The following is a 10,204-nucleotide window of genomic DNA, read 5'->3' as shown; positions in this document are numbered from 1 at the left end:
ATACAGAAAGATTCCAAGAAAAACTTCACGGCCTTTCCCCGATAGAATATCGGGAAAAGGCCGTGGCATAATACTCTTTTTATTACTGTCTACTTGACAGGGAGATGACCACTATAAGGTCTCTTTTACTTGTATTAATTAAAAAATGATACTCATTTCCAAAACATCCACCAAGACTTCTTCTTAAACTTGGCTGTCGCTATTTCTTCCTGAGCTGATACAATAGTACGTTTAGCATCTTGAATCTCCCTGACCATCTTCATAAGATTATCATCCCTTAGCTCTAACTTCTTTTCTATCTTTTTTTCCCGTTCCTTCATATCTTCCATTATTAATTTATTCCTTTTGAAGTACTTTTTATCAATTGAGAAATTTTCCAAAACACAATTAAACAACCTAAACTCCCTATTTATAGGAACTCACGTTGCTTCTTTTAAAACTATTATCTTAGTATTTATAAACATACATATCTTTACAGAGAAAACATCTAACGAAACTATATATCAATCAATTATATAAAAACCCCTCCACCTTAAGGCAGAGGGGATTTTCTCATTCCTATTTCAAACTACCCGCAATCTCCATAAAGATAACTCCAAGTGCATGTGCACCTGCATCTGGATAGCCTAAGCTTCTTTCACCAACTGTACCGGCGCGGCCCATGCGAGCTACGATTTCTTTCGTATACTCCGCTCCTTTAACTGCTGCTTCTGCTCCTTTTTCAAAAGCAGTTTTCATGTCTTCTTCGTTTGAAGCGCTATCTAACCAAGAATCTACACATGGAGCAAGCGCGTCAACAAGTGTTTTGTCACCAACTACCGCTCCTCTACCAAATGATCTTTCTCCGATAGATTGTATACCTTGAAGTGCTGCTTGCAACATTTCAGCGAATTCTTTCACTGTTAACTCACGCTTCTCGCCTGCTGCTTTACTAGCTGCGCGGAATGCTCCGCCCCAAATTGGACCAGAAGCGCCGCCGCAATGTTCCATAATAATCATAGAACAACCGTCAAGGAATAATCCGATCGTTACGTTCTCTTGATCTACAATCGAATGCCACTCACGTTTTAATTGCTTAAATCCTTTTGCTACACTCATTCCGAAGTCGCCGTCACCAGCATGCGTATCTAGCTCACAGAACGGTACTTCATTTTTAATAATAATATCGCTCATTTTATCAACGAGATAAATCATGTTGTTTAATGTAATGACATTATTTTTAATAACAGCGTGTTCTTCCGCAGTTTCTAGTTCAAAGGAAACTTCCTTCTCTTCGGTCTCTTCCAGTACATTTACATACTCTACACTTTCAACTGGACCGTCTACTTTAAACGCGGGTGTATTACATTCTTTTGATAGTAATGTTTTTAGCTCTTCATCTAACTTCATTACCGTTAAAGACATACCAGCCATATCAATACTCGTCATATAGTTACCGACAAATACTCTATTAATTTTAATGTTTCTTGCAGCTAGTTCTCTCGTAACTGCGTTGTTAAATAAGTAGAGCTCTTGCAGTGGTGTTCCGCCAAAACCGTTAACTAGAAGTGCAATTTCTTCGCCTTCTTTTACTCCTAAATCTTTTACAAGATCGTTTGTCATACGGTTCGCTAGTTCATCTGCTGACAACATTTTTTCACGTTTAATTCCTGGTTCGCCGTGAATACCTACGCCGTATTCCATTTCATCTTCCGCAAGTGTGAAAGTAGGTGATCCACTCGCTGGAACGGTACAAGAAGTTAATGCTAAACCGATTGTGCGCACGTTAGCAGCTGCTTTTTCCGCTACAGCTTTCACCGCTCCTAAATCCATCCCTGCTTCCGCTGCTGCGCCGGCAATTTTATGAACTAAAATAACTCCTGCAACGCCGCGGCGTCCTACTGTATACAGACTATCTTCTACCGCAATATCATCGTCCACTTTTACGTAGTCGACTTCAATTCCATCTTCCGTCGCTAAATGAGCTCCGTTTTTGAAATTCATAATATCGCCGCTGTAATTTTTAATAATTAATAACGTTCCTTTTTTACTAGCTGTTTCTTTAATTGCTTGATATACCTGAATTTGTGAAGGAGAAGCAAAAACATCTCCGCACACCGCCGCATCTAACATTCCTTTTCCGACTAATCCTGCATGTGCCGGCTCATGGCCACTACCGCCGCCACTAATTAACGTTACTTTGTTTTCGTTCATTTCTTTCTTCTTAATAACTTTATATTTTTTCAAAAGTTCAAGCTCTGGGTGAGCCATAACCATTCCGTTACACATTTCCATTACTAATGTTTCTGGTTTGTTTATAATCTTTTTCATTGTGATTATCCCTCAATTCCTTTAATATATTGTGATATATTTGAAATCTTCTTCTTACTATCCATGTTAAAATGAAAGCGTTTTATAGTAAACGGACAAAATGGACAATCTGTCTAAAGACACCGTTCTCATTTATGGGTAGGATTTTCATATTACTAACATTCTAGGGATGATTGAGATGACCTCTTCTATAATTTCTAAAAAGATAATCGCGAACTCATTGAAGTATTTAATGGAAACAGAGTCGTTTCATAAAATATCAGTGAGCGATATTATGTTACACTGTCAAATGCGTAGGCAAACTTTTTATTATCATTTTAAAGATAAATTTGAACTATTAAGCTGGATTTATAGAGAAGAAACGAAAGAGAACATTATCGATTTTCTTGACTATGAAACGTGGGAAAACATTTTTGATTTATTATTTGATTACTTTTATGAAAATCAAAAGTTTTACCGAAATGCTTTTAAAGTTATTGAACAAAACTCGTTTAATCACTATTTATTTGAGCATACGAAAAACTTATATATGAAGATTATTGATGAATTATCTGTGAGCTGTGGATTCAGCCTTTCTGATGAGACAAAAAATACGATTGCCTCCTTTTATAGTCACGGCTTCGTCGGAACGATAAAAGATTGGATTGAAAGCAAATGCGAAGTAGATCCTTCCATTATGTCTTCTCTCATGAAAAATATGATAAACAATCAATTACTACTATTACTGGAGCAATCAGCAAAGTAATTAAAGGGTGGCAAAAGCAATGAAAAAGATTATGAATGATGTACAAAATATCGTTCAAGATATGCTGCATGGCTTTTATTTTGAACATAATGACAAAGTAAATTACAACGAAACACATAACATCATTTATGTAAAAGATATCCAAAAAATGAAGCAAGACGTCGCTATTATAAGCGGCGGTGGTAGCGGACATGAGCCTGCTGATATTGGCTATGTAGGAAAAGGAATGCTTACAGCGGCCGTAAACGGCAGCATTTTCACTCCGCCTACAGTAGAACAAATTATAATGGCAACTCGCCTTATGCCGAAAGATAAAAGTATTTTATTCATCATTAAAAACTTTAAAGATGACGTTGAAAACTTTCTAGCGGCAAAGCAAATTGCTAAAGAAGAAGGAAGAAAAATTGACCACATCATCGTAAATGACGACGTTTCAATTGAAGATGATGTTTCCTTTAATAAAAGAAGACGCGGCGTCGCTGGTACTGTTTTCATTCAAAAAATACTTGGTGCAGCCGCTCTTGAAGGACATTCTTTAGAAGAACTGACTGCACTCGGCCGTTCTATCACTGAAAACTTACACACATTAGGAGTCGCCCTTTCACCTGCCAACGATCCAGTGAAAGGACAAGCTTCATTCACATTAAACGAAGATGAAGTCTTTTACGGCGTCGGTATTCACGGTGAAAAAGGTTACCGCAAAGAATCGCTGTCCTCTTCTGAAATATTAGCGATTGAACTGATGAACAAACTAAAAAGCATTTATCGCTGGAGAAAAGGCGACAACTTCGCCATCCTTATTAACGGACTCGGTGCGACACCATTAATGGAACAATACATTTTCGCAAACGACATTCGCCGTTTGTGTGAACTTGAAGGATTGCAAGTTACATTCGTAAAGGTTGGTACGCTGTTGACTTCTTTAGATATGAAGGGTGTTTCGCTTAGTTTGCTTAAAGTAGAGGACTTGGATTGGGTGAAGTGGTTGAAGGCGGATGTTAGAGTGGGTAATTGGTAAGTAAAAATTATGATGATAAAAGCCTTTAACTATAACGTGTTAAAGGCTTTTTGCAAATTGAAATATCGTACAGGCGTTAACAAGAAATTCTTAATCACCTCACTGAATAATTACAGGTCTTCCAAATAAAGCTGGATAATAAATTAACATCGCACCTACAAATGAACACACTAAACAAAAAACAGCCTCGTATTTTATGACTAGAGAAGAATTCGTATCAAACTTTTTTTCATCTCTTTTACATATCATTTTAAATAAAACGCTATATAATAAATACCCAATAATCGCCCCGAGGGTGTTCGTAAATAAATCATCAATATCTGTAATTCTATTATTTAGTAATTGATTTAACTCAATTGCCAATGAAAAAAAGAATCCCGCGCATACGGTGTTTTTCATTTTTTTAAACTGCGGCCAAATAGTCGGCAATAAAAAACCTAATGGCATAAACAGTACGATGTTCAAAAGATACGTAGTACTACCCGCCGTATCAAATAGAGTCAAATTGATTTGATTTACACGAATCCACGTTTCATATCTACTTATATCCCATACAGTCGCAATCTGCGTCACCTTATACACTAGCGAAAGATAGAATAGAAAAATATATACCCATAGAAAATGCCGAATAGATATGTTTCTTTTCGCTTTAAAATAAAATCCAATTTGAAACATAATACAAAACATAATAGTAAAAAAATAAGTATATAAATAACTCATCAAAACTCCTGTATGCATGTGGAATCCCCTAACTTTACATTTTCATCTATTATTTTAGAACATAGTTCAAGAACTGGTACTTTGTTCATATATTTAATCTTCTACTTTGTCTTCGAATATAGGGAATATATTAAAAATATAAAATCCCCACTTCTTCATTTTCAGTCTCCTCCTTGATGTAACTTGTTTATAGGATAGGAAAAACTTTTAAAATAAAAAGTGGGGTAAATATAAAATTTTTCTTAAATCTTATGTTGGGTTTAATTATTGCTCTTCTTAATAATCCGCTATTCATTGTTAGGCAACAGTATGCTTAAACTTAGTTTTCACTCTATTCCTTCGCATCCCTCATACTGTAATACCCCAAATTAATAATAATCAAGAAATACCCACCCATAATTCCAGCTGCAAATGTCCACATGAATTCATGATGTTCAATTTCATACATAATAATCGCGCCAAGTATTGCCGCTGCGAACCGATTTATCATTCCGAGCATCGGTGCTTTTTCTTTTTTTACAATGCTATCTCCGAACTTTTCAATACGCCTTCCTAAAATCCAGGCGCAGTACATACTCACCAAAAGGCCAATGCTTATCCCGACAAACTGGGCTGAAAAAGGTGTCACGAGCCATCCCAATAACATTACGCCTAGCAAACAATACATTTGTATGTTGAATGATCTTAATGCCATACGAATCATGTTATTCTCCTTTATCTTTCTCATTGTAGTTCCGTATCATCAATCCAATCTTCCAAGCTTCAAGCTTTCAGCTATATCTTTTTTTAAATGAGGGAATTTGATTTTGCTCACCATTAAATAAGCGAGTACGCATGTACCAAACGCCACGGAAACTGGATTCTTTAAAAAACATAAAATAAGGAGACACATTGCCGCGAATGGAATCGGCATTCCGATAAATGTCGGGAGTTTGCTTTGCTGTGTGTTAAATCTCGCAAGCCGAAGCATTCCGCAAATACTATAAGCGAGCGCGCATATCATCCCGATAGACTGCAAATCTTTTAACGAGGCATTATATGCAAGAATAGATGGTGCCACACCAAAAGTAACTAAATCCGCAAATGAGTCCAACTCTCCACCAATTTCTGAAACAGAATCAAGTTTCCGAGCGACCATGCCATCAAACAAATCAAGGACCATACCTGTAATAATGAACATAACTGCACCGTACATATCGTCAACGAAAACAGCATGAATAGCCAAAAGCCCACACACAAAATTTGCTATCGTAATCATATTTGGTATGTAACTCATCACATGCTTCCCCTCCTTTCTACTAATTGCTTCATCTAAGTTCTTACTCATTACAATCAAGATCTTTCTGCTTTTCTTCCAATATCACTTTATTTATTTTCGTTAACGTCTCTGTCATTTGCTCTAGGGCATTTATATCGATTTTAGAAAAGTATTTCTCAATTAATACATCATCTAACTCAGACAACCGCTCTATATACTTACTACCGTTTGGACCAAGTGTAAGAAAATACTCCCTTTTATTATTAGGGTTTACTTGTTTTGAAATCATCTTCTGTTTCTCCAATTTCGATAAAACTTGGCTAACGGCACTTTTGGATACATTAAAGGTAGTCGCAATGTGATTTGCTGTCGTGTTTTCATTTAAATTAATATGAAATAGCATGCTCTCTTGCTGTCCTGTAAGACCGAACTCATCTTTTAACTCCTGAAATAGTAAAATGTAGAATTCATTATAAGCTCGGTTCATTTCATTAATTACTTCTTTATAAGTTCTAGTCATAGCGTTATTCCTCCATGCTTTCATTTCGTTTCGCTTAATAGTTAAGTTTACTTAACTATAGTATACCGTTATCTTCGTGTAAAGGGAAATATAACTCTACACTTTACTCACAATGATACAAAAAAGAAGACACTCTTCTAAAACAAGTTTAGTCGCTTCTGTCTCACTGCTTTCCTCATCCAAATACTTGGTAAGTCATTCTGAATAATCAAAAAGAAAATCAATAAAATTCCATATAGACCCATTACTGGTTAAAATGTTATAATAGAATTACCCTACATAGTTACTCATAGCCAGACTGAGGAACTAGCGTCTTATTAAGTAATGCGCATAACTAAAATAAAAAAGACACTTTACGGTGTCTTTTTTATTTATATTCATTGCAATTATCTCTTTTATAAACAGACTCTATCAAACAGTAAAGGAAACTAACAGATGGAACATCCTGTTGCAAGAGAACTACGTTTCATACGTGTATACCTCATCATTTTGATTATTGTCATCGCGTTTTGGGATCGTGAGAAAACTGTGGAAATTACTGATCACGGTAGCGATCCTATCTTAAATACCAGCAATATGACCCAAGTTGGTGAGTATACATTTGCATACAAAGACGAATCTAATCAAATTAAAATATTTAAGTTTAATCCAGATACGAATGAAATAAAACTAATAAAAGAGTTTTATGCTAACGAATATGAACTACATACAATAAATAATTCAAATCGATAAAAGGCACTTTAGGGTGTCTTTTCTTTATGGAGTAGGATTATGAAAAGACAGATTTACAATTCTAAGCGACTCGTTGGTACTACCCCATCATCATCAAGCTAATATTTTCATATCCCCCTAAATTAAAATTTTCTTTCTCTACAGATAGTTATTCTGAGAAGCTGCTCATTTTTTCGTTTTGGGGGCATTTCTTTTTCTTAAGTTGATGGGCGTATATGGTGACCCCTATTAGACGATAGTAAATTAACAATTTCGGGGTTCAGTTCAACTTTATTCAAAATAAGATTTTTTTTGCAGTAAAATCAATGTTAGTGGAAATTTTTTAAAAATTAACATAAATACTTGCAATATTTAAATTAGTACTATATAGTTCTAGTTATGACAAAGGTAAAATTAATGAATCAAAAACGCGTGATTGAAGTAGCTGCAACATTATTTTTAGAAAAAGGGTTTGCTTATACAAGTATGGATGAATTAGTACGTGTAAGCAAAGTTTCAAAGTCTAATGTGTATTATCACTTTTCTAATAAGGAACAATTATTAGAAGGGGTCGTTGATTATTGGATTGAAATGTATCAATCTGCAATTGATAACGTACTTTCTCAGAACCAATTTTTAGTTGAAGATCGTATCCAACTGTTTTTAAAGCAATTATCACAAGGAGTTCAGTCGAGAGAGTATAAGGGGAGCTGTCCATTTATTACTCTTTATATTCAAAGTCCTACACAGGCCACGCAAATAAAAGAAAAAATAGGTCTTTTTTTTACAGGATTACAAGAGAAAGTTTCTCTATTACTTAAACAAGGGGTAGAGAATGGAGAATTCAGAAATACGATTCATATTGATGAGGTTGCATCACTTTTTATTACAAATCTTGAGGGAGCGTTATTTATTTCAGAAACATTGAAAGATGCAACTGTAATCACGAAAACAGCAGATCATTTTTTTAAATTGCTTCGATAAAAGAAGCTTTTTTTTTACATCAAATTAGTACTAATTAGTACTACAAAGGGGATTTTATATGAGAACAGTATTTTTAACTGGTGGAACAGGCTTTATTGGAAAGCAATTAGTGAAAGAATTAGCCAAAGAGGATGTTAAAATTCTTCTTTTAGTAAGGTCGAAAAGTAAAGCAATACGCCTTTTTCAAGAAAGAGGCAGCTTAAAAAAGAAAGTTATGCACTTTATTGAAGGTGATTTGACGAAAATAGATTTAGGTCTAAGTGCTGAAGATAAGGAGAGGGTATTGAAAACGGATGTGATTATTCACGCAGGAGGCCCCATGGATATTCAAGCGACAAGTAAAGAGGCAGCTTCCGTATTTTTAAATGGCGCCAAACATATTAGTGAATTAGCTAAAAGTATTCATCAATTGAAGGGCTTGCAACAATTTATTCATGTTGTAGGTTATATGAGTCCCTTTGATGATAAAAATAGCAAGATTGCAATTGATGTGTTTACAGAAGGAAACAATTATTTAAAAATAAAAAATCCATATGAGAGAACAAAATTTTTAGCAGATCTCTATATCCGTCAGCAGGCATCCGCAGTAGGTTATCCGCTTTCTGTAATTAATCCGCCAACTGTAGTCGGTAGTAGTAAAACAGGGAGTACAGAGCAGATAGCAGGATTAGGTTTGCTTGTGATGAGTATGCGAAGAGGGCTCATGCCAATGATTCCTGGAGGTAAGGGATATAGGTTACCACTTATTTCAAACGATGAGCTTGCGAAGTTTATTATGCAGGTTTTCAGATTGGAGCAACCGACTATTCAAACATATACACTTGTTGAAGACAAACAGTACGATCAGAACATTGCTGAATTATTAAATATTATGTCGGAAAGTATGAATATGAGGGCACCAAAAATCTCTGTTCCAATGCCACTTATGAAAGCAATTATGAATAGTGGAGTAAGTAAAATAACAAAAATTCCTTCTGATGGATTGAATTTTATTACAAAACAAAATTTCCCAAATGTTTCAGCGAAAAAAATTATGGGAGGAGATTGGTTTAAGAAGACGAGTGTAATAAAATTTTTGCCTGCCGTAGTAGCTGATCTGGATTATCGAATGATGTATCAAAATGGCCAGCATAATCATTTATTTAAACGAACATTATGCGATAACACTACCCTTTACCAATTACAAGGAGAGGGTAAACCGTTTATTTTATTACATGGTTTATTGAGTGATGGAGAAGATTTATTTCCTTTAGCACAAGAGCTTCATGAAAAAACTGGTCAACCTATATGGATCTTGGATCTTCCAGGTTTGGGACGTTCTCCTTTTAAACGAGAGAAAAATCTTCTAGATATCTATTTGAATGTAGTGAAAAAGTTATTGAAGAAAGCTACGAATGGTGCACATCTAATTGGCCATTCATTCGGTGCGTTTATTCTTCTGGAAGCATTGGTACAAGAGTACATAGATAAGAAGTATGCAATCACTTTACTTCAGCCACCTGTTGCTAAAAAAAATGCTAAATCACTAAATGTTCCTCAATTTATGAACAAATGGACATTAAAATTAGCAACTACTAATTTGATAGAGCGTTATTTATTAAGTAATGGTTTGTTTGAAAGTATGGAGAGCATCCCTGAACATTATATTGAAAAGATAAGTAACAGTTTTACTTCTCCTAGAATTTTAAATACTACGGTTCAGCTTAACAGTTTACTACTGAAAAACGATCAAGGTGATTTCAATGAAGTAACAAAGTATAATCTTCACATTATTTGGGGGGATTATGACAGAGCCTATTCTGCTCCATCGCATCTTGGTAAGGTTGATTTTGTTCCATATGGCCATCATTTTCCTCTTAGCCATCCGAGTGAAACGGCAACATTAGTAATAAAAAATAGTAATACTAGCAGATGAGAGTGTGGGATAAATAAAAAGTG

11 protein-coding genes and 1 pseudogene are annotated in these 10,204 nt (G+C 35.1%); 6 read left to right on the top strand and 6 right to left on the bottom strand.

What is annotated here, in order from left to right; translation table 11 throughout:
- Nucleotides 1-71: IS3 family transposase (locus MR143_RS33465; RefSeq protein WP_325782447.1), on the top strand; the 71-nt coding region annotated here is incomplete at its 5' end.
- A gap of 81 nt (nt 72-152) precedes the next feature.
- On the opposite strand, the pseudogene MR143_RS18615 reads toward MR143_RS33465, so the two are convergent.
- Both MR143_RS18615 and dhaK read right to left on the bottom strand, forming a co-directional pair.
- Nucleotides 153-347: pseudogene (locus tag MR143_RS18615) on the bottom strand (DUF3967 domain-containing protein); the annotation flags it as partial.
- A gap of 211 nt (nt 348-558) precedes the next feature.
- Entirely contained in the window at nt 559-2,310 is a 1,752-nt protein-coding gene (gene dhaK, locus MR143_RS18610) for a dihydroxyacetone kinase subunit DhaK (protein ID WP_000720745.1), read from the bottom strand.
- A gap of 178 nt (nt 2,311-2,488) precedes the next feature.
- Between dhaK and dhaS the strand changes: the two genes are divergently transcribed.
- Together dhaS and dhaQ are read left to right on the top strand one after the other, a co-directional pair.
- Nucleotides 2,489-3,055, top strand: coding sequence for a dihydroxyacetone kinase transcriptional activator DhaS (dhaS, locus tag MR143_RS18605; RefSeq protein WP_000204220.1), 567 nt, complete (start codon nt 2,489-2,491; stop codon nt 3,053-3,055).
- A 19-nt stretch (nt 3,056-3,074) separates the two neighbouring features.
- Nucleotides 3,075-4,073: a DhaKLM operon coactivator DhaQ gene (dhaQ, locus tag MR143_RS18600; protein WP_000723380.1), complete on the top strand. Its 999-nt coding sequence runs from the start codon at nt 3,075-3,077 to the stop codon at nt 4,071-4,073.
- 99 nt (nt 4,074-4,172) lie between these two features.
- Here the strand turns inward: dhaQ and MR143_RS18595 are convergent, their stop codons facing one another.
- The 4 genes from MR143_RS18595 to MR143_RS18580 form a co-directional block, all read right to left on the bottom strand.
- Entirely contained in the window at nt 4,173-4,811 is a 639-nt protein-coding gene (locus tag MR143_RS18595) for a VanZ family protein (RefSeq protein ID WP_000556870.1), read from the bottom strand.
- 313 nt (nt 4,812-5,124) lie between these two features.
- Complete coding sequence (locus MR143_RS18590; protein WP_000620605.1) at nt 5,125-5,496, bottom strand: ATP synthase subunit I; 372 nt, start codon at nt 5,494-5,496, stop codon at nt 5,125-5,127.
- Nucleotides 5,497-5,535: 39 nt separating this feature from the next.
- Complete coding sequence (gene pssA / locus MR143_RS18585; RefSeq protein ID WP_000042027.1) at nt 5,536-6,120, bottom strand: CDP-diacylglycerol--serine O-phosphatidyltransferase; 585 nt, start codon at nt 6,118-6,120, stop codon at nt 5,536-5,538.
- Nucleotides 6,113-6,571: a MarR family winged helix-turn-helix transcriptional regulator gene (locus tag MR143_RS18580; RefSeq protein ID WP_000198943.1), complete on the bottom strand. Its 459-nt coding sequence runs from the start codon at nt 6,569-6,571 to the stop codon at nt 6,113-6,115. The genes pssA and MR143_RS18580 overlap by 8 nt, the downstream gene beginning before the upstream one ends.
- 435 nt (nt 6,572-7,006) lie before the next feature.
- On the opposite strand from MR143_RS18580, the gene MR143_RS18575 reads away from it, so the two are divergent.
- The 3 genes from MR143_RS18575 to MR143_RS18565 all read left to right on the top strand — a co-directional run bounded on the left by MR143_RS18575 (nt 7,007) and on the right by MR143_RS18565 (nt 10,181).
- Nucleotides 7,007-7,303: a YmzC family protein gene (locus MR143_RS18575; protein WP_000400974.1), complete on the top strand. Its 297-nt coding sequence runs from the start codon at nt 7,007-7,009 to the stop codon at nt 7,301-7,303.
- Nucleotides 7,304-7,699: 396 nt separating this feature from the next.
- The gene (locus tag MR143_RS18570; protein WP_001072305.1) at nt 7,700-8,266 is read left to right on the top strand and encodes a TetR/AcrR family transcriptional regulator; all 567 of its coding nucleotides are present in this window, start codon (nt 7,700-7,702) and stop codon (nt 8,264-8,266) included.
- Nucleotides 8,267-8,324: 58 nt separating this feature from the next.
- Nucleotides 8,325-10,181 carry an alpha/beta fold hydrolase gene (locus tag MR143_RS18565; RefSeq protein WP_242280888.1) on the top strand — a complete coding sequence of 619 codons (1,857 nt, stop codon included), beginning with the start codon at nt 8,325-8,327 and terminating at the stop codon, nt 10,179-10,181.
- Nucleotides 10,182-10,204 lie beyond the last annotated feature (23 nt).

Source organism: Bacillus cereus group sp. BfR-BA-01347 (genome assembly GCF_022663835.1).
In the GTDB taxonomy this organism is placed as follows: domain Bacteria; phylum Bacillota; class Bacilli; order Bacillales; family Bacillaceae_G; genus Bacillus_A; species Bacillus_A thuringiensis_K.
The sequence above is the reverse complement of the archived record's forward strand: the minus strand, read 5'-3'. Positions and strand labels throughout refer to the sequence as shown.

What these genes read in the sequence shown, in the direction of transcription:
- dhaK (WP_000720745.1), bottom strand. Translation starts at nt 2,310, where the DNA reads ATGAAAAAGATTATAAACAAACCAGAAACATTAGTAATGGAAATGTGT.
- MR143_RS18580 (WP_000198943.1), bottom strand. Translation starts at nt 6,571, where the DNA reads ATGACTAGAACTTATAAAGAAGTAATTAATGAAATGAACCGAGCTTAT.
- MR143_RS18590 (WP_000620605.1), bottom strand. Translation starts at nt 5,496, where the DNA reads ATGATTCGTATGGCATTAAGATCATTCAACATACAAATGTATTGTTTG.
- MR143_RS18565 (WP_242280888.1), top strand. Translation starts at nt 8,325, where the DNA reads ATGAGAACAGTATTTTTAACTGGTGGAACAGGCTTTATTGGAAAGCAA.
- dhaQ (WP_000723380.1), top strand. Translation starts at nt 3,075, where the DNA reads ATGAAAAAGATTATGAATGATGTACAAAATATCGTTCAAGATATGCTG.
- pssA (WP_000042027.1), bottom strand. Translation starts at nt 6,120, where the DNA reads ATGAGTAAGAACTTAGATGAAGCAATTAGTAGAAAGGAGGGGAAGCAT.
- MR143_RS18575 (WP_000400974.1), top strand. Translation starts at nt 7,007, where the DNA reads ATGGAACATCCTGTTGCAAGAGAACTACGTTTCATACGTGTATACCTC.
- MR143_RS18570 (WP_001072305.1), top strand. Translation starts at nt 7,700, where the DNA reads ATGAATCAAAAACGCGTGATTGAAGTAGCTGCAACATTATTTTTAGAA.
- MR143_RS18595 (WP_000556870.1), bottom strand. Translation starts at nt 4,811, where the DNA reads ATGCATACAGGAGTTTTGATGAGTTATTTATATACTTATTTTTTTACT.
- dhaS (WP_000204220.1), top strand. Translation starts at nt 2,489, where the DNA reads ATGACCTCTTCTATAATTTCTAAAAAGATAATCGCGAACTCATTGAAG.